The organism is Amycolatopsis sp. NPDC051045, assembly GCF_040682955.1.
Classification (GTDB): Bacteria; Actinomycetota; Actinomycetes; order Mycobacteriales; family Pseudonocardiaceae; genus Amycolatopsis.
In genome coordinates, this window is sequence record NZ_JBFBCC010000027.1 from 56,460 (window position 1) to 75,009 (window position 18,550).

The 18,550-nt window shown below is 73.7% G+C and carries 15 protein-coding genes and 1 pseudogene; 10 read left to right on the forward strand and 6 right to left on the reverse strand.

Going from position 1 to position 18,550, the window contains the following annotated elements:
• Positions 1 to 99: 99 nt before the first annotated feature.
• The gene (locus AB0M80_RS38355; protein ID WP_364574759.1) at positions 100 to 1,497 is read right to left on the reverse strand and encodes an alpha/beta hydrolase domain-containing protein; all 1,398 of its coding nucleotides are present in this window, start codon (positions 1,495 to 1,497) and stop codon (positions 100 to 102) included.
• 318 nt (positions 1,498 to 1,815) lie between these two features.
• Here AB0M80_RS38355 and AB0M80_RS38360 point away from each other — a divergent pair, with 318 nt between their 5' ends.
• Positions 1,816 to 3,141 (forward strand): sigma-70 family RNA polymerase sigma factor, encoded by a 1,326-nt coding sequence (locus AB0M80_RS38360; protein ID WP_364574761.1) that lies wholly within the window; start codon positions 1,816 to 1,818, stop codon positions 3,139 to 3,141.
• Between the two features lie 31 nt (positions 3,142 to 3,172).
• Here the strand turns inward: AB0M80_RS38360 and AB0M80_RS38365 are convergent, their stop codons facing one another.
• Together AB0M80_RS38365 and AB0M80_RS38370 are read right to left on the reverse strand one after the other, a co-directional pair.
• Positions 3,173 to 5,419, reverse strand: a complete 2,247-nt coding sequence (locus tag AB0M80_RS38365) for a PQQ-dependent sugar dehydrogenase (RefSeq protein WP_364574763.1) — start codon at positions 5,417 to 5,419, stop codon at positions 3,173 to 3,175.
• Between the two features lie 252 nt (positions 5,420 to 5,671).
• Entirely contained in the window at positions 5,672 to 6,349 is a 678-nt protein-coding gene (locus tag AB0M80_RS38370; protein WP_364574765.1) for a helix-turn-helix domain-containing protein, read from the reverse strand.
• An 82-nt stretch (positions 6,350 to 6,431) separates the two neighbouring features.
• Between AB0M80_RS38370 and AB0M80_RS38375 the strand changes: the two genes are divergently transcribed.
• The gene (locus AB0M80_RS38375) at positions 6,432 to 7,289 is read left to right on the forward strand and encodes an NAD(P)H-binding protein (RefSeq protein ID WP_364574767.1); all 858 of its coding nucleotides are present in this window, start codon (positions 6,432 to 6,434) and stop codon (positions 7,287 to 7,289) included.
• Positions 7,290 to 7,430: 141 nt separating this feature from the next.
• Positions 7,431 to 8,678: a hypothetical protein gene (locus tag AB0M80_RS38380; protein WP_364574769.1), complete on the forward strand. Its 1,248-nt coding sequence runs from the start codon at positions 7,431 to 7,433 to the stop codon at positions 8,676 to 8,678.
• A 70-nt stretch (positions 8,679 to 8,748) separates the two neighbouring features.
• On the opposite strand, the gene AB0M80_RS38385 is transcribed toward AB0M80_RS38380, so the two are convergent.
• From AB0M80_RS38385 to AB0M80_RS38395, 3 genes are read right to left on the reverse strand one after another with little or no spacing between them, the layout of a single operon-like run.
• A complete protein-coding gene (locus AB0M80_RS38385; RefSeq protein WP_364574771.1) occupies positions 8,749 to 10,254 on the reverse strand; it encodes a hypothetical protein in 1,506 nt (501 codons plus the stop codon).
• Between the two features lie 56 nt (positions 10,255 to 10,310).
• Positions 10,311 to 10,511 carry a hypothetical protein gene (locus tag AB0M80_RS38390; protein WP_364574773.1) on the reverse strand — a complete coding sequence of 67 codons (201 nt, stop codon included), beginning with the start codon at positions 10,509 to 10,511 and terminating at the stop codon, positions 10,311 to 10,313.
• Position 10,512: 1 nt separating this feature from the next.
• Entirely contained in the window at positions 10,513 to 10,935 is a 423-nt protein-coding gene (locus tag AB0M80_RS38395) for a DUF6010 family protein (protein ID WP_364574775.1), read from the reverse strand.
• A 131-nt stretch (positions 10,936 to 11,066) separates the two neighbouring features.
• On the opposite strand from AB0M80_RS38395, the gene AB0M80_RS38400 reads away from it, so the two are divergent.
• The 7 genes and pseudogenes from AB0M80_RS38400 to menC all read left to right on the forward strand — a co-directional run bounded on the left by AB0M80_RS38400 (position 11,067) and on the right by menC (position 18,549).
• A complete protein-coding gene (locus tag AB0M80_RS38400) occupies positions 11,067 to 12,083 on the forward strand; it encodes an SDR family NAD(P)-dependent oxidoreductase (protein ID WP_364574777.1) in 1,017 nt (338 codons plus the stop codon).
• Entirely contained in the window at positions 12,080 to 12,970 is an 891-nt protein-coding gene (locus AB0M80_RS38405; RefSeq protein ID WP_364574779.1) for an alpha/beta hydrolase, read from the forward strand. The genes AB0M80_RS38400 and AB0M80_RS38405 overlap by 4 nt, the downstream gene beginning before the upstream one ends.
• A gap of 52 nt (positions 12,971 to 13,022) precedes the next feature.
• Positions 13,023 to 13,664, forward strand: coding sequence for a helix-turn-helix domain-containing protein (locus tag AB0M80_RS38410; RefSeq protein ID WP_364574781.1), 642 nt, complete (start codon positions 13,023 to 13,025; stop codon positions 13,662 to 13,664).
• 255 nt (positions 13,665 to 13,919) lie between these two features.
• Positions 13,920 to 15,393 (forward strand): annotated as a pseudogene (locus AB0M80_RS38415) (amidohydrolase family protein).
• Entirely contained in the window at positions 15,390 to 16,532 is a 1,143-nt protein-coding gene (locus AB0M80_RS38420; protein ID WP_364574783.1) for a M20 family metallopeptidase, read from the forward strand. Before AB0M80_RS38415 ends, AB0M80_RS38420 begins: the two are co-directional and overlap by 4 nt.
• 23 nt (positions 16,533 to 16,555) lie before the next feature.
• Positions 16,556 to 17,449 (forward strand): GNAT family N-acetyltransferase, encoded by an 894-nt coding sequence (locus tag AB0M80_RS38425; RefSeq protein ID WP_364574785.1) that lies wholly within the window; start codon positions 16,556 to 16,558, stop codon positions 17,447 to 17,449.
• Positions 17,446 to 18,549, forward strand: a complete 1,104-nt coding sequence (menC, locus tag AB0M80_RS38430; RefSeq protein ID WP_364574787.1) for an o-succinylbenzoate synthase — start codon at positions 17,446 to 17,448, stop codon at positions 18,547 to 18,549. The genes AB0M80_RS38425 and menC overlap by 4 nt, the downstream gene beginning before the upstream one ends.
• Position 18,550: the final 1 nt, after the last annotated feature.

The following is an 18,550-nucleotide window of genomic DNA, read 5'->3' on the forward strand; positions in this document are numbered from 1 at the left end:
TAGCGAGAACGGCGGTGGCGAGGGGGCGTTTCGGCGGTTTCGCCGGCGAGCCCGCCCCGGACCGGGGCGGGCTCGCGGTTTATATTCCTTTGTGGACGGTTACGGCACCGGCGTGGCCTGCGCCCGGGCCACGGCCTCGTCGCGGTCGGCCTGCAGCAGGTAGCCCGACCGCAACGCCCGGTCCGCCGCCGCGGTGAACTTGGCGACGTAGGTGGCGTGGTCCGGGTACAGCTGCCGGATCCGCTCCGGCGTCAGCGGCGTGGTCGTGCCCAGCAGCAGGCACGCGCCCGGCACGTTGCCGCCGCTGTTGTTCGGCGCGTACGACGCCACGGGGACGTCGAGGTCGGGCAGCCGGACGCCGCCGAGGGCGTTCTGGTCGCCGTCGCGCAGGATGATGAGGTTGAACAGCATCGAAATCGGCGAAGCCGTGGGCGGGGCCGCGCCGCCCCGCGCCCAGCGGTCCAGGTAGCGGAACGCGGCGTTCTCCGCGTAGCGGAAGGTCATGCTGTTGACCGGCTTGTCGCACGTCGTCGGGGCACCGCCGTTGATGGACTTGTCGCGGGCGTTGGCCGCGTTGTACAGGTTCAGGCCGTACTGGTCGGCGTGCGCGGTGCCGGCGACCTCCCAGGTGCGCACCTGTGCGGTGTCCTGCCGGACCGAGGCCGACGCGATGACGTCGGTCTCCGACTGCAGGACGAACACCGGGACCCCGAGATCGGTGCGGATCCGGGCCGACAGCGGGCCGACGACGCCGTCGCCGATCGGGGCGGCGAGCGCCGCGCGGCCGTGGATCATGAAGCCGTCGTGGTTCCGGCGCACCGGCTGGATCGCGTTCGCGTAGGTGGTCAGCCGCAGCGCGGACTGCGAGTGCCCGGTGCCCAGCACGACTGCCGGGGTCCGGCCGCCCAGCACCTGCGGGTTCGCCCGGACCGCCTGCGCGGCCTGGGCGAAGATGTCGTAGGAAAGCGCGTCGCCGCTGATGTTCACGGCGCCGTACCGCGCGGGGTCGAGGCTCTTGAGCTTGTCGGCCCCGGCCTTCTGGGTCGTCACGCCGACGTAGGCGTAACCCTCGCGGATGAAGTGCTCGTAGGACTGCGAGAAGTCCACGGGGATGTCGACGCCGAAGCTGACGTTGAGCCATTCGACCACGACCGTGCCGTTGAACCGGGCGGCGTCGCGCGGCCGCACCACGACCAGCCGGGTGGTGTACGGGTTGCCGGTGGTGGCCACCCGGGTGGCCCAGCGGCCGTCTTCGGTCCACAGGCCCACCTGGTCGAACGTATCGGCCTGGCCGGACAGCAGGTACTCCTCCTCGACGTACCCGCGGGCGGCGAGGTCGAGGACGCCTTGGGCGCCGCTGACCGGCCAGCCCCGCCCGGCGTTCGCGGGCACCGCCGCGACGGTGGGCGCGACGGCGGCCGGCGCGGCTTGGGCGATCCCGGTGGTCACGAAGGATGGCAGGAGCACTATCAGCAGCACGAGCAGGGCTCTGCGCATGGGTAAACCCTTCTGGTGGTCGACGGCGGCGGAGCGGCTCCCGGCTCCGGTACCGTCCACATCGGACACTGAGCGGTGACCGGCCGGCCACCGCCTTTGTCTTCTACTCGCCGGTAAGGGCCGGGGCAACGCCGTGCCCCCGAACCGGGAGGACCCCGCCGGGGAACGCTCAGGGAACTGACAACTCCGCCGCCCGCCCACTCGCCAACGGAGAAATCCGGGAAAGTGCTTTCGCGGCCGCAACCTTGCGCAGGTGTCACTCGTTGCGCGACTATCTCGGGACGTTCTGCACGTGCATCCGCACGGCGAGGGGGTGTGGTGACCGAACTGGCGCCGGCGGTGGCCGGGACGACGGACGTCCCGAGCGACGCGGCCTTGATCGCGGCAGTCCGTGGTGGCGACATCGCGGCGTACGGCGAGCTCTACGACCGGCACCTCGCCGCCGCCCGCCGGGTGGCGGCCGCGATCGCGGCCGACCGGGCGGAGCGCGACGATCTGATCGCCGAAGGATTCACCCGCGTATTGCGGATTCTGCGCTCCGGCGAGGGGCCGGACGAGGATTTCCGGCCGTATCTGCTGACGACGATCCGGAACACGATGATCAGCTGGCGCCGGCGCGACTCGGCCGTCTCGCTGGTGGCCGAGGTGCCGGACGTCCTGCCGGGTGCGGGCAGCGACGAGCCGGTGGGCAGCCGGATGCACGCCACGGTCGCCGCGGACGCGTTCGCGAGCCTGCCCGAGCGGTGGCGGACGGTGCTGTGGCGGACCGAGATCGACGGTGACCCGCCCGCGCGGATCGCCGAGGACCTCGGGATGACGCCGAACGGGGTGGCCGCGCTGGCCTACCGGGCCCGGGAGGGCCTGCGCCAGGCCTACCTGGACCAGCACGTTCCCGAGGCGCGGCGGCGCAACTGCCGGAACGTCTCCGGCCAGCTGGCCCGGTGGGTGCGCGACGGCATCTCCGACCACAAGGCGCACCGGATCGCGGCCCACCTCGACCGCTGCGTGGACTGCCGGGAGCTGGCCGCCGGTCTCCGTCAGCTCAACGAGGAACTGCCCGTCGCGGTGGTCCCGCTCATCCTGGGCGTCCCGATCGTCTCGCAGTGGTTGTCCGCGGGCGGCTCCCTCGCCACCTCCGGCGCCGCCACCGGCACGGGCGCGTCCGCCGTGTCGTGGGCCACGGCCGCGAAGGTGGCCGTGGCGGGCGCCGCGCTGGTCACGACGGTGACGATCGGCGCGAGCACCTCCAGCGACGCCCCGCCGCCGCTCTCCGGCGGCGAAGGCACGACGACCCAGCCCGTCCGGACCGGGCCGCAGGCCGGCTCCCGCGCCGGCGCTCCGCCGGGCGGCGTCGCGCCGGCCTCGGACGGGCCGGGCACGTCGGCGCCCGCCGTTCCGGGCGTGGAACCGACGGGCGTGCAGCCGGCGGGCGACTCGCCGGGGGCCGCGACTTCCGGCGATGCGGGAGCGGCCGCGGGCAACGGCAACGGCAACAACGGCAACAACGGCAACGGGAACGGGAACAACGCGGACAAGCAGGCCGCGAAGGAGTCCAAGCAGGCCGCCAAGGAGTCGTCCAAGGCAGCGAAGGAATCCGCGAAAGAGTCGAAGAAGGCGGAGAAGACGAAGAACCCCGGGGAATGACCCGGCGCCGCGTGGCGCCGGGTCATCCCGCTCAGCAGGGCTGCAGCAGCCAGCAGAGCCGGTAGTTCGCCTGGTAGGTGGCCGTCGTCGCCGGGGCGACGATGTTCTGCGTCCGCGCCCCGCCGTGCGCCCAGCTGGTGAAGGCGTACTTCATGTTCAGCGGGGGCAGGGTCTGCGGGCTGTTCGCGCTGATCGAGTTGGTCGATCCGGCGATCACCGTCCGGGAGAACGGGGTCCGCTGCTGGGTCCCGCCGACGGTGAGCATCGCCTGGCTGGGGTTCGACGTGAAGTTCAGCGTCACCGTCTTCGGCTGGAGGTCGATCGTCTTGGTGCCGGTGCGGCCCGTCGAGTCCGTCGCGGTCAGCGTGAGCTGCAGGTACGACGGGTACTCGTGGTCCGGCGCGACGAACGAGCCCGCGGCGACGCCGGCGAAGTCCTGGACGTTGTGGGTGTGGCAGGTGCCGTTGGCCGCGCAGTGCCGGATGGCGAGCCGCCAGGACAGCGCCGAGGGCGGGAGCGTGCCGTCCTGGGCGTCGACGGCGCGGCCGGCGAAGGGCACGGTCTGCCCGACCGACCAGGTCAGCGTGGCGGCCGGGGCGTCGATGACCGGCACCGGGTCGAGCCCGGCCGGGGTCCCGACCGTCACCCGGACCGTCGTGGCCGCCGTCGCGCCGTGGGAGTCGGTCACCCGCAGCCCCGCGTCGACGGCCGCCGCGCTGGTGTAGGTCCAGGTCGGCCGCGCGGCCGCCGAGTCGTCGTAGGCGCCGTCCGCATCGAGGTCCCACGCGTACGAGAGCGTGTCCCCGGCGTCCGGGTCGGTGGAGCCGGTGCCGTCGAACTGGACGGTCAGCGGGGCGGGCCCGCTGGAGGGGGTCGCGGTGGCCGCGGCGACGGGCGGCCGGTTGGTGCCGCCGGCGTAGCCGACCCGGTGCAGTTCGCCGGCGCCCAGCGCGACGTAGAAGAGATCACCGCCGGGACCGGTGAGCACCTGCACGGGCGTGCTGACGCCGGTCACGAAGGGCACCAGCTTGCTGGGACTGGGCTGGCCGCCGGCCGTCTGCATCGCCCAGATGCAGCCGCGGGAGGAATCGGCGAAGAACAGGGCGCCGGCGTACTCGGCCGGGTAGTTGCTGCCCGACTCGAAGGCGATCCCGCTGATCGAGGAACCACCGGCGGGGCACGGGTCGGTCGCCACGACCTTGGCGTTGTGGTTGTAGGCGTAGTACGGCGCGGTCTGCCCGCCGGCCGAGTACAGCGATTCGCAGCGGTCGAGGTTCGCGCCGTCGTAGCCGGCTTGGCGGGCGGTGCCTTCGAAACAGGGCCAGCCGAAGTTCTCCGCCACGCCGTCGCCGGCGGCGGCGACCCGGTTGATCTCTTCCCAGGTGTTCCAGCCGACGTCACCGGCCCACAGCTCCCCGGTGCCCGGCCGGAACCCGAACCGGAACTGGTTGCGCGAGCCGTAGGCGATGACGCGCCGGGCGTTGGCGTCGGCACTCGCGGCGAAGGGGTTGCCGGGCAGGCCGTCGCCGGTGTCGGGATCGATGCGCAGGAGCGTGCCGTTGAGCAGCACGGGCTGCCCGGCCGCGCGGCGCGGCGACTGCGAACGCAGGGCGCCGCCTTCGGCCGTCGGCGGGGTGAGGTTCGTGCCGGCGGGCGACGGCGGGTCGGCGCAGGGGTTGCCGACCTGGCCGTAGTCGGCGAAGTTGAAGCTGGCGCCGTCGCCGCCGCCCGCGTACAGGGCACCGTCCGGGCCGAAGGCGAGCGAGCCGACCGAGTGGCTGGGGTACTGCTGGCACCAGCCGGTGACCAGGGGTTTCTCGCTGACCGCCGTCCCGTCCGGGCCCATCGTCAGCTGGGAGACGCGGCCGGTCACGACGCAGCCCTGGTCGGTCGCACCCGGCGGCGTCGGGCAGGTGTCGCCCCACTTCGGCGCGGTGCCGCCCGGCAGGGCGTCGAGCGTGTAGGACACGTAGACGTACGGCCGGGCCGGGAAGGCCGGGTCGACCGCCAGCCCGAGCAGGCCGCGGTCCCAGAAGTCCTGGGTGGGGGTGCGCAGGTCGGCGAACACGGTCGCCGTCGGGTCGGAGAGCGAGTCGAACACCTTGACCAGGCCGCTCTTCTCGGCGACGAACACCCGCCCGTCGGGGGCGAACGCGGCGGCGGTCGGCGAGCTGAGCCCGCCGACCGCGACCGTGTCGGCGAACCCGGTGGGTACGGCGGCGGCGGGGGCCGCGGTGGCGACGGCCACCGCGAGGGCACCGGCCAGGGGCACGACCACCCCCAGTGCCAGTGCGCGTCTTGATCTTCGCGGAAGCGTGGAACGACGACAACCCATCACGAACTCCTCGTGCGGCGGGGACCGGACTGGCGCGAACGCCGTCCCCTATGGCGCGCGAAGTCCGAAAGTTGTTACGTCATAGGCAAAAGTGTGCACGAACAGCTCAATCCCGTTGGGCGGGAATAACTTACCGCCCCTCGCGCGGCCACCGCGGTGCGGCCACGGCGGGGCCGGTCCGGGAGACCGAGGAGGTCACGTCCGTGGTGCGGCCGGCTCCCGGTCCGCCGGGCGGTCCAGCCACTCCGCCAGCAGCGCCCGTTCCGCCTTCGTGAGCGGGGCCGGGAAGGCGGCCGCGGCCGGGGGTGTCGCCGGTGCGTCGGTGAGGATCTGCTGCGCCACGGCCTCGAACATCGCGTCGGCGAGCCCGGGATCCCGGCTTTCCGGCGGCTGGGCCAGCAGGGTGAGCACGGCGCCGGTGCCGGCGGCGTGGACCAGGTCGGCCGCGCGGGTCTCGGGGACGCGCAGCCGCCCGCTCCGCCCGACGCGGTCGATCCGGGCGCGCAGGACCGCCCGGCCGGCCTCCGCCGCGGGGGAGACGCGGCCGGGGGCGACGAGCAGGCCGAACAGGGCCGCGTTGGCGAGGCCGAAGCCGATGTGCGCGTCCCAGCCCGCCCGCAGGTCCGTCACCGGGTCTCCGCTGCCGGCGGCGCGGGACTTTCCGGTGACGTAGGTGGTGAAGACGTGCTCGGCGACCGCGTCGAGCAGCGCGTCCTTGTCTTCGAAGAAGCGGTAGAGCGCCGGGACCTGCACCCCGGCCGCCTGGGCGACCGCGCGGAGGGTGACCGCCGCGGCGCCCCGCTCCTGAAGCAGCCGCGCGGCGATCTCCACGACCTTTTCCCGCGCTTGCGCCCGGCTGATGCCCTTCATCATGGTTCCAATGATAACCCTCTATTGCTATCAGCGGTGATAACGTGGTTAGTATCAGTGTGAACATCGAGAAGAGGGGTACCCCATGATCGTCATCACCGGCGCCACCGGCCGGCTCGGTTCCCAGGTCGTCGACCGGCTGCTCGAGCGCGTCCCGGCGGCCGAAATCGGCGTCAGCGTCCGTGCACCCGGCCGGGCGGCCGGGCTTGCGGCCCGGGGCGTCCGCGTGCGGCGCGGCGACTTCGCCGACCCGGGCTCGCTCGCCGAGGCCTTCGAAGGGGCGGCGCAGGTCCTCGTCGTCTCGACGGACCAGACGGGCGATGCGGCCGTCGCCCACCACGTCGCCGCGATCGAAGCCGCGCGCGAAGCGGGGGTGAAACGCGTCCTCTACACCAGCCACCAAGGCGCCGCCGAGGATTCGCTGTTCGCTCCGATGGCCGACCACGCCGCGACCGAGCGCCGGCTCGCGGGTGCGGCGTTCACCGCGCTGCGCAACGGTTTCTACGCCGGCACGGTGCCGCTGCTGCTGGGCGAGGCGCTGCGGACCGGTGAACTGGCCGCCCCGGCCGACGGGCCGGTGTCGTGGACGGCGCACGCCGACCTCGCCGAGGCCGCGGCGATCATCCTCGCCGGGGAGGGCCGGTTCGACGGGCCGACGCCGCCGCTGACCGCGCCGGTGGCCTTCGACCTCGAAGACGTCGCCGCTCTCCTGACCGACCTCGCCGGGCGTCCCGTCCGGCGCGTCGTGGTCGGCGACGACGAATGGGTGGCCACCTTGACCGGGCACGGTGTTCCGGCGGACCGGGCGGAGCTGCTGCTCGGCATGTTCCGCGCCGCCCGCCGCGGCGAGTTCGCGGCGGCCGGGTCGGACCTGGAAGCCCTGCTGGGGCGTCCGGCGACGCCGCTGCGTGCGGTACTGGCCGAGGCCGTCGAAGGGCAGTGATCGCGGTGCGCCGGGGGTACTGAAAACCTCCACAATGGACGGTGCCGGCGGAGCGGATCCGGATCCGCTCCGCCGGCCGGTACAAGAGCCGTACAACGTCGGTGTACGGAATTTGGATCGCCGACCGGCGTACTGGCTCCCATGCGAATTCGGAAAGTCCTCCTGCTGGCGCTGGCCGTGGCGGCCGGCGCACTGGCGTTGCCCGGCACGGCGAGTGCCGCCTACAGCGACCCCCTGACCACGACGACCAAGCAGAGCCTGGTGTGGCACGCCACGCCGGCCGCCGCGCTGACCACGCTCGACAACGCGCTGCCGAACGTCAGCCTCAACACCGTGGTCAACGACCCCAGCTACGACATGACCGGCTGCACCGGTGCGGAGAAGGCCGCGCTGCCCCAGGCGCCGGTGGCCACCAAGTCGATGTGCTGGGACGCCGACCGCGCCGGGACGACGACGTGGAGCCCGCAGGGCATCACGACCTCCGGCGACGCCGACAACGACGGGAAGTGGGGCGACGACAAGGTCATCCTGTCCGGCTGGCACGGCACCGACGCGCTCGGCCGCTACAACGACGCGCGGATCCAGGCGATCAACTACAACGACCCGGCTTCGCCGTCGTACCGGATGCTCTACCTGGCGGTGCCGAACAGCGCCGGCACCAGCTTCTCCGCGGCGCAGGCCCACATGGGCGGGATGGCCTGGTACGGCGACAAGATCTACGTGACGGCGGAGGGCAGCACCTCGACCGCCATCCGGGTCTTCAGCACCAAGCACATCCTGCAGCTGACCGACACGACGTCGAACGCCATCGGCAAGACCTCGGGCGGGTACGCCGCCTACACCTACAAGTACGCGATGATGCAGGTCGGCTACTACACCTACGCGGGTGGCACCTGCAGCATGTCGTCCGACACGGGCGTGCCGTGCTTCTCGTCGATGTCGCTGGACCGCAGCACCACCCCGGCCAGCGTCGTGACGACGGAGTACTTCTCCGACCAGAGCCTCCACGGCCGCCTCTACCGCTACCCGATGGGCACGGACTACCTGCTGGCGGCCTCGTCCGGCACGGTGGCCGCGACCGAGGCGCTCCGCAGTTCGGTGGGCAACATGCAGGGCGTGCTGTCCAACAACGGCAAGTGGTACGTCGCCCACAGCTCGGCGACGATCAACGGCCAGCTCTGGACCCAGACGACGGCGAAGAGCAGCTCGGCGACCTGCGGTTCCGGGACGACGGCCTGCTGGGCGGTCCACCCGGAGGCGCTGACCTACGACTGGTCGACGGGCCTGGTGTGGTCGCAGTCCGAGTGGTCCACGGCCGACTGCACGGCGAAGAACCAGACGTGCGGCCGGTCGGTGTTCGCGGTGCCGCTGTCCTCGCTGCCCGCGTGACCCCGTCCGTGGCGGCCTGCCCCCCGGTTGTGGGAGCAGGCCGGCCATGGCTGGTCCCGTGGACGAAGTTTCAGTTGACCGGGGCCACGGGCTCGGGCTCCCGCGGTTCCTCCGCCGCGACGGCCGGAACCCGCCGCCGCCGGTTCCACAGTTCCCGGCCCCGCCGCAGCAGCACCGGGGCCACCATGACGCACAGCGAGAGGGTGGCGACGTCGAGCAGGTAGGCCGCCAGCCACACGTGCTTGGCGATCTCGAAGTACCCGTCGCCGACCACCGACATCGCGGCGATGCCCAGCGCGCTCGTCACGGCCACGCCGGCGACCACGCCGTAGCGGGTCGTCGACCGGTGGCGCCGCACCAGCGCCACCACCGCGGCGGCCAGGCCGAGCAGGACGAGCAGGGCGGGAAACCACGGCACGCCCATGCCGTCGAGCCACTCCTGGAACGTCGCCGAGTCGCCGCCCATGTCGCCGCTGACCGGGGCCGAGTTGTCCGGGGGGCGGCTCACCGCCGACCACGGCTCGTCCGGCAGGTACGGCAGGCTCCGCCCCAGCGTCGCCTGCAGGCCGATGCCGATCGCGCGCACCAGCACCCCCGGGTGCTCCAGCAGGACGTCCCACGCCTTGTGCTTGACCGTGGTGGGGTCCTCCAGCAGCACGTCCGAGCCGGCGAGCGCCTCGGGGCCGTCCGGGTAGTACGCGTGCCCCGCACTGTCCTGCGCGGCTTCGGGCAGGCCGAGCCGGGGCGCCGAACCCGGCACCTCGGCCAGGGTGAAGGTGTAGACGACGTTGACCGCGTTGACGTCGGCGTAGTTGCGCTCCTGCCACGCGAGATTCGCGCGGACCGGGGCGATGATCTCCAGCACGAGCAGGACCGCGAGCACCGGCCCGACGATCCGGCCGGACCACCACCGGCCGCTGCCGGGCCGGGCGGCGGTGACCGCGCAGACGACCACGGCCAGCACGAACAGCGGGAGGAAGCCGATCTTCGCCAGCCCGCCCACGACCCCGCCGACGGCGACGAGGACGAGGGCCGCCAGCCGCGCGAAACCGTCACCCGCCTTGGTCGCGGCGATCACCGCGAGCCCGCACATCAGCGTGTACGCGCCGAACAGCCCGGCCGGCTCGGCGAACGTCGAGACGAACAGCCGCGCGAAGGCGGGCTCGAGCAGGGGCACCAGGGGCGGCACCAGGAAGAGCAGCCGCAGCGGGCCACGGGCCTGCACCGCCCAGGCCGCGAGCAGCGTGACCAGGAAGACCAGCAGCACGTACAGCCAGCCGAGTTCGACGAGGCTGAACGAACCGTGCCCGTTGGCGACCGACCCGAACAGCACCGCCGCGCTGGACGGCTGCGGGTCCGGGCACGGCGTGCCGCGCGCGAAGTCGAGCACCACGCCGCCCAGCCAGCTCGCCTTGTGGTTCGGCGTCGCCGGCGTGAGCCCGGGCCCGCAGAACAACCGGTAGCCGTCCCCGTTGTCCCCGGCGCCGGTCGGTGTCCCGCCCAGCAGGCCGAGGACGAGCGCCAGCGCGAGCGCGGCGACCGCCGCGGTCGCCGTGGCGATCCCCACCCTCTTCATGCCGGTCAGCGTAGGTGGTCGGTTCGCCGGCCGGTTCCGGAACTCCCGAATCTGCCTCAGGCGCCGGGGTGCCCGCACGCGTAGACGTTGGCCGAAGCCAGCGTCACACAGGCGGGGCAGGTGTGCAGCGGCCGGTCGCGGCGGCCGTAGTAGGAGTGGCGGGCGCCGCACAGCGCCGTGATCACGTCCCCGGGGCGCGGATCCGGGTGGCAGCGGGGACAGTAGGCGTGCGCGGCGCGTTCGACCTCGGCGCTCATGTCACCCGGGTACCCCCGGCGGCGGTGTGCCAACCCGCCGTGGAAGCAGCGCCGTGAACAGGGACCGGCCCCCGGTGAAGCACCAGATCGCGATGACCGGGTCGCAGATCGCGCAGCCGAACGACGAGCCGTGGGCGAAGGGGAGGATCGGCTGCCCCTTGAGGTGGTGGACGACGTCCCAGCCGGTGTGCAGCAGCCAGCCGAGACCGATGAACGTCCACGAGTCGAGCCCGCGGAACGCGACGTAGGTCAGCACGGCGCAGAACACGAGCTCCCACGGCCCCAGCGCGCCGCCGGAGAGGTAGGCCGCGCCCGCACCGCCCACCAGCACGGCGTTGAACCGCCGCCGGTGCGGCTCCGGGACGAGCGAGCTGAGCAGGACGTAGACGAGGCCGATGAGGATCGGCGCCAGGATCTCGAGCACGGGATCGACGTTAGGGACCGGCCGGCCGGGCGGACAGTGGCCGTCTTGCCAGGGGACGCCGGATTCTCGCCACCACCGAGGAGGCCCCATTAACTCAAGCGCTTGACTTAAAGCCGGGGTAGGCTGCCGTCATGACCACCACGGAACCGCTGAGCGCGGACACCCCGATCGGCGACTGGGTTGCGCACCCCGAGGGCGGCCCGCTCATCCGCGCCCTGCTCGCCGAAGCGGGGGTCGACGAGACCGTCCTCGCGCCGGTCCGCCTGCTGCCACTGCGGCAGCTGGTCGGCCTCAGTCGGGGGCGGCTCGACCAGGACGTCGTCGACGACCTGGTGGCCCGCGCCAACCACGGTGTGGTCCCGGCGCCCGGGGCCGGCCGGACGGGGTGGCGCGAACGGACCGTGCCCGGCCGGTTCGAAGGCCGGACGGTCGTCGTGACCGGGGCCGCCTCCGGGATCGGCCGCGCCACCGCGTCGCGCATCGCTCGTGAAGGCGGCCGGGTCGTCGCGGTCGACGTCTCGGCGGGCAGGCTGGACGAGTTCGCCGCCGAGCTCGGCTCGCCGGAACTGGTCGCCGTGCCGGCCGACATCACCGACGAGGGCGGCGTGGCGCGGATCCTCGCCGCCGCGGGCTCCCGCATCGACGGGCTGGCCAACGTCGCGGGCGTCGTCGACGACTTCTCCCCGGCCCACGAGGTGAGCGACGAGCTGTGGCGGCGGGTCTTCGCGGTGAACGTCGACGGGACGTTCCGGCTCATCCGCGCGGTCGTCCCGTCGATGCTCGAAGCGGGGTCGGGCGCCATCGTCAACGTCGCTTCCGAAGCGGCGCTGCGCGGCTCGGCCGCCGGGATCGCCTACACCGCCTCGAAGCACGCCGTCGTCGGCATCACCCGCAGCTGCGCCTTCATGTACGGGCCGCACGGCATCCGCGTCAACGCCGTCGCGCCCGGCGGCGTCGCGACCGGCATCGGCCTGTCCGGCGAGCCGTCGGAGTTCGGGCAGGGCCGGCTCGGAGCCTTCCTCGGGCTCATCCCGCCGATCGCCACGGCGGAGCAGCTGGCCGCGTCGATCACCTTCCTGCTCGCCGACGACGGCGTGAACGTCAACGGCGCCCTGCTGCCGTCCGACGGCGGCTGGTCGGTCCAGTGACCGTGCCGCTGTCCGCGGTGGCGCCCGAACTGCGCGGCCCGGTCCGGCGGATGCCGCGCCTGCCGCTGGAGCGGGCCTGGGTCCGGCGCCTGGTGCGGGCGGCGACCGGGCGGATGCGGCCGCCGTCGCTGCCGGACGTCGCCGTCGAACTGCACCCCGGCCTGCGGGTGTACCGGCCGCGGACGCCACGGTCCGAGCTCACCCTGCTGTGGATCCACGGCGGCGGCCTGGTCATCGGCGGCGCCGCCCAGGACGACCGCTTCTGCGCCGGGACCGCGCGCGAACTCGGCATCACCGTGGTGTCGGCCGAGTACCGCCTCGCCCCGGACGACCCCTATCCGGCGGCGCTCGACGACTGCCACGCCGCCTGGACGTGGCTGCGGGGTCACGTCGCCGCCGAGCGGGTCGTCGTCGGCGGGCAGAGCGCGGGCGGCGGGCTCGCGGCGGCCCTCGTGCAGCGCCTGCACGACCAGGGCGAGCGGCCGCGCGCGCAGTGGCTGTTCTGCCCGATGCTCGACGACCGCACCGCCGCCCGGCGCGGCCTCGACGACGCCGGCCACCGGGTCTGGGACAACCGCCTCAACCGCTTCGGCTGGCGTGCCTACCTCGGCACCGAACCCGGCGCCCCCGTCGTGCCGCTCTACGCCGTGCCCGCCCGCCGGGACGACCTCTCCGGCCTGCCGGACACCTGGATCGGCGTCGGGGACATCGACCTGTTCCACGACGAAGCCGCCGAATACGCCCGCCGGCTGCGCGCGGCCGGCGTCGGCACGACGTTCCACGTCGCGCCCGGCGGGCCGCACGGGTTCGAAGCCTGGGCCCCCGGGACCGAGTTCAGCCGACGCTATCTGGACGCGGCGCGGGCGTGGCTGGGCCGGCTGCGGTGACCGGCTCCGTAAGGTGGGGCCCGGCAGAGCGTCGGGGTGACCGGGTGGGTGGATGAACGTCAAGGCGGACCGCGCGAGTGCCACGCGGGAGAGCATCCTCGTCACGGCGGAGCGGCTGTTCGCCGAGCACGGGGTGCACGCGGTGTCCAACCGGCACATCAGCGAGGCGGCCGGGCAGGGCAACAACGCCGCGGTCAACTACCACTTCGGCACCAAGGTCGACCTGGTCCGCGCGATCGCCCGCAAGCACTTCGGGCGGATCGAACGGCTGCGCGCCGAGCTCGTCGAGGCCATCGACGGCGACGGTGACCTGCGCGACTGGGTCGCGTGCCTGGTCCGCCCGACCACGAGCTACCTGCACCAGCTGGGCGCGCCGACGTGGTTCGCGCGGTTCAGCGCCCAGGTGATGACCGACCCGGCCCTGCGGGCGATCGTCGCGGAGGAGTCGCTGTCCGCACCGGCGCTGGCCCGCGCGGTCGAGGGCCTGAACCGCAGCCTGGACGGCCTGCCGCCCGACGTCCGCGCCGAACGCGGCGACATGGCCCGTCAGCTGATGATCCACATGACGGCGGAGCGCGAGCGGGCACTGGCCGAGGGCACGGCCACCCCGCGCGCGAGCTGGAACGACGCGGGCACGGGCCTGATCGACGCGATCACGGGCCTCCTCCTGGCCCCGGTCTCCCCACCTTCCTGACCCGGTACCCACCCGGACGACACGCGTACCCACCCGGACGACACGCGTACCCACCCGGACGACACGGCGTCCGGCGCCGGCTCCGGCCGTGTCGTCCGTCCAGGTACGCGTGTCGTCCATCGGGGTACGCGTGTCGTCCGTTGGGGTTCGTCCGCGCGGATGGAACCGGCCGCTGCGATTCGTCGTGGCGCACGAACGGGACCGCCGGAAATCCTCCTAACGTCACCTCGGTCGGCGGCGACGAGGAGGCGGCGGGTGCGGACACTCTTGCGGGGCGGCCGGGTCATCGATCCGGGGACCGGGTTCGACGGCGTCGCCGACGTGCTCCTGGCCGGCGGGACGGTCGAAGCGGTCGGGCCCGGCCTGGCGGCGCCGGACGCCACCGAAGTCGACGTCGCCGGGCTCGTCGTCGGGCCGGGCTTCGTCGACCTGCACAGCCACGTGCATTCCGTCGCCGGGCAGCGGCTGCAGGCGATGGACGGCGTCACCACCGCGCTCGACCTCGAAGCCGGCCTGATGCCGGTCGAGCGGGCCTACGCCGAAGCGGCCGCGGCCGGGCGGCCGCTGCACTACGGCTTCTCCGCCTCCTGGAGCGCGGCCCGGGCGCAGGTGCTGGCCGGGATCGAACCCGACGCGAACATCGACAGCGGCTTGGCGGTGCTCGGGAACCCGGCGTGGCAGCGGTCCTCGTCGCCGACGGAGCTGGCCGCCTGGCTGTCCCTTTTGGACACCGAACTCGCGGGGGGGTGCCCTGGGGATCGGCGTGCTCATGGGGTACGCGCCCCAGACCGCGCCCGGCGAGTTCCTCGCCGTCGCCCACCTCGCCGCGAGGGCCGGGGTGCCGGCCTACACCCACGTCCGCGAGCTGGTCGAGGTCGACCCCGAAATCCCCGTCGACGGCTCGGGGGAGATCGCCGCCGCCGCGGGGGAGACGGGCGCGGCGATGCACCACTGCCACGTCAACAGCACCTCCGGTCACCACATCGACCGCGTCCTCGCCACGCTCGCCGACGCCCGCCGCGAAGGATCCCGCGTCACCGTGGAGGCTTACCCGTACGGCGCGGGCAGCACCGCGGTCGGTGCCGCCTTCATCGAGCCGGAACGCCTGCGGCTGAAGGGACTCCGCCCGTCGAGTGTGGTCATCCTCGAAACCGGGGAGCGCGTGCGGGACGAAGCCCGCCTGCGCCGGCTGCGGCGGGAGGACCCGGGCGCACCCTGCCTGCTGGAGTTCCTCGACGAAGAGAATCCCCGCGAACGCGCGCTGCTGCAACGGGCCCTCGCCTTCCCCGACGCCGTCGTCGCCAGCGACGCGATGCCCGTGTACTGGCCGGACGGCCGCACCGAAAGCACCCAATGGCCGCTGCCGGCCGGCGGCAGGACGCACCCGCGCACCGCGGGGACCTTCGCCAAGACCCTGCGGCTGATGGTCCGCGAAACGGCGGCCTGGAGCTGGCTCGAGGCGTTCCGGCGGTGTTCCCACCTGCCTTCGCGGCTGCTCGACGACGTCGCGCCGGCGGCCCGCCGCAAGGGCCACCTGGGCGCCGGGGCCGACGCCGACATCGTTGTGCTCGACCCGGAACGGATCACCGACACCGCCACCTACGCCGAGCCCACCCGGCCCTCGCTCGGCGTCCGGCACCTGTACGTCGCCGGGGTCCCGGTGGTCGGCGACGGAAGGCTCGACACCGGCGCGTTGCCCGGCCGGCCGCTGCGGGGTGAGCCCCGATGAGCGACCTGATCGCCGACATCGAAACGCTCGTCCGCTGCGAATCACCGTCGGCGGACCACGACGCCGTCGCGCGCAGCGCCGAAGCCGTCGCCGGCCTCGGCCGCCGCCTCCTCGGCGCCGAGCCGGAGCGCCTGGTCACCGACGGGTGCACGCACCTGCGGTGGCGGTTCGGCGACGGCCCGCCGCGCGTCCTGCTGCTCGGCCACCACGACACCGTGTGGCCCCTGGGCTCCCTGCGGACGCACCCCTTCTCCGTCTCCGGCGGCATCCTGCGCGGCCCGGGGTGTTTCGACATGAAAGCCGGCGTGGTGATGGCCCTGCACGCGGCCGCGGCGCTGCCGGACCGCACCGGCGTGGCGATCCTCGTCACCGGCGACGAAGAAATCGGGTCCCCGCTGTCCCGCGGGCTCATCGTGGAAGAGGCCCGAAGCTGCGACGCGGTGTTCGTGCTCGAAGCCTCGGCCGACGGCGGGGCGCTGAAGACCCGCCGCAAGGGCGTTTCCCGGTACCGGATCGAAGTCGACGGCCGGGCCGCGCACGCCGGTCTCGAACCCGAAAAGGGCATCAACGCCGGGGTGGAGGTGGCCCACCAGATCCTCGCGGTGGCCGCGCTCGCCGACCCGGCCCGCGGCACCACCGTCGTCCCGACCGCCCTCGGCGCCGGCACCACCACCAACACGGTGCCGGCCGCGGCCAGCGTCGCGGTCGACGCGCGGGCGTGGGACGCGGCCGAGCAGGATCGCGTCGACCGGGCCGTGCGGAGCCTGGTGCCGGTGCTCGCGGGCGCGCGGATCCGCATCGCCGGCGGCATCAACCGGCCGCCCCTGGCCGCGGCCGCGTCGGCGGAGTTGTTCACCCTCGCGGACACACTGGCGGCCGGGCTCGGCATCGGGCCGCTCACCCAGGCCGCGGTCGGCGGTGCCTCGGACGGCAATCTCACCGCGGGACTGGGCATTCCGACGCTCGACGGCCTCGGTGCGGTGGGCGGCGGAGCCCACGCCGACGACGAACACGTCGTCGTCGCCGAGCTGCCCCGGCGGACCGCGCTGCTCACCGCGCTCACCGCAACCGTGCTGGCCCAACGGAGTTCGTCTGCGCCGACGAACCCCCACGGTGAATCCGGTGCGGAGCAACGGTGACCGGGGGCGAGCGTCCGGAAAGGATGGTGGGCGTGACAGAAGTCGTGACGAACACAGCCCCGCCGCTGCGGGACGAGGCCACGGCCGCGGCGGCCGGCGCCGCCCTCGCCTCGGGCGTCCGGATCCGGACGCTGGCCGAGGTCGCCGACCTGGCCGCCGTGTCCCGGCTCTTCGCATCGATCTGGCGGACCGCGCCGGGAAACCCGCTGGTGACGGCCGAACTGCTGCGGGCGATGGTCTCGGCGGGCAACTACGTCGCCGGGGCGTTCGACGGGTCCGAGCTGCTCGGCGCCTGCTTCGGGTTCTTCGGCGAGCCCGCGAAGGGAGGACTGCACAGCCACATCGCCGGGGTCGCGACGACCGGGCACGGCCGCGGCATCGGCTTCGCGCTCAAGCTGCACCAGCGGGCGTGGGCGCTGCGCCAGGGCGTCGCGGTGATCTCCTGGACGTTCGACCCGCTGGTGCGCCGCAACGCGCACTTCAACCTGACCAAGCTCGCCGCTCGCCCGGAGCACTACCTGCCCGACTTCTACGGCCCGATGAGCAACGGCCTGAACGGCGCCGGCGAGACCGACCGCCTGCTGGTCGCCTGGGACCTGGCGAGCCCGTCCGTGCGGGCGGCCGCAGCCGGCCGGCCGGACCGGGTGGACGCGGCGGCGCTGCGGGCCGGGGGAGCCGCGGTCGCGCTGGCGGCCGGTCCGGACGGCGGGCCGGTCACCGGCTCCGCGGACGCGCCCGTGGTGCTGGTCGCCGTACCGCCGGACATCGAGGCGCTCCGGCGCGCCGACCCGGAACGGGGCCGGGCGTGGCGGGTCGCGCTGCGGGAGGTGCTGGGCGGCCTGCTCACCGAGGGCGCCTCGGTCACCGGGTTCGATCGGGCCGGCTGGTACGCGGTCGCCAAGGAGCGTGCGTCGTGAAACTCACCGGTGTGGAACTCCTCCGGGTGCGGATGCCCTTGGTGGCCCCGTTCCGGACGTCGTTCGGCACGCAGACCGCCCGCGAACTGCTGCTCCTGCGCGCGGTGACGTCCGAAGGCGAAGGCTGGGGAGAGTGCGGGGCGATGGCCGACCCGCTCTACTCCTCGGAGTACGGCGACGGCGTCGAGCACGTGCTGCGGACCTTCCTCGTGCCGGCGCTGCTGGCGGCCGGGGAGCTCACCGCGCACCGGGTCGCGCCGCTGCTGGCGAAGTTCAAGGGCCACCGGATGGCCAAGGCCGCGCTGGAGATGGCGGTGCTCGACGCCGAGCTGCGCGCGCACGGGATGTCCTTCGGCACCGCACTGGGGTCCACGACGGACTCGGTGCCGTGCGGGGTGTCGGTCGGGATCATGGATTCGATCCCGCAGCTGCTCGACGTCGTCGGCGGCTACCTCGACGCGGGGTACCTGCGGATCAAGCTGAAGATCGAACCCGGCTGGGACGTCGGGCCGGTGCGCGCGGTCCGCGAGCGCTTCGGCGACGACATCCTGCTCCAGGTCGACGCGAACACGGCGTACACGCTGTCGGACGTGCCGCAGCTGCAACGGCTCGACCCGTTCGGGCTGCTGCTGATCGAGCAGCCCCTGGACGAGGAGGACGTGCTCGGCCACGCCGAGCTGGCCCGGCACCTGCGGACGCCGATCTGCCTGGACGAAACCGTCGTGTCGGCGCGCTCGGCCGCCGACGCGATCAGGCTCGGCGCCTGCCGCATCGTCAACATCAAGCCGAGCCGGGTCGGCGGCTACCTGGAAGCGCGGCGGGTGCACGACGTCTGCGCGGCGCACGGCGTCGGAGCCTGGTGCGGCGGAATGCTCGAAACCGGGCTGGGCCGGGCCGCCAACGTCGCGCTCGCGTCGCTGCCCGGGTTCACCCTGCCCGGCGACACCTCGGCGTCCGACCGGTTCTACCGCACCGACATCACCGAGCCGTTCGTGCTCGACGCCGGGCGGCTGCCGGTGCCGTCCGGTCCCGGCCTCGGCGTCACCCCGATCCCGGAGCGGCTGGCCGAGGTGACCACCGCCAAGTCCTGGCTCGCCTAGC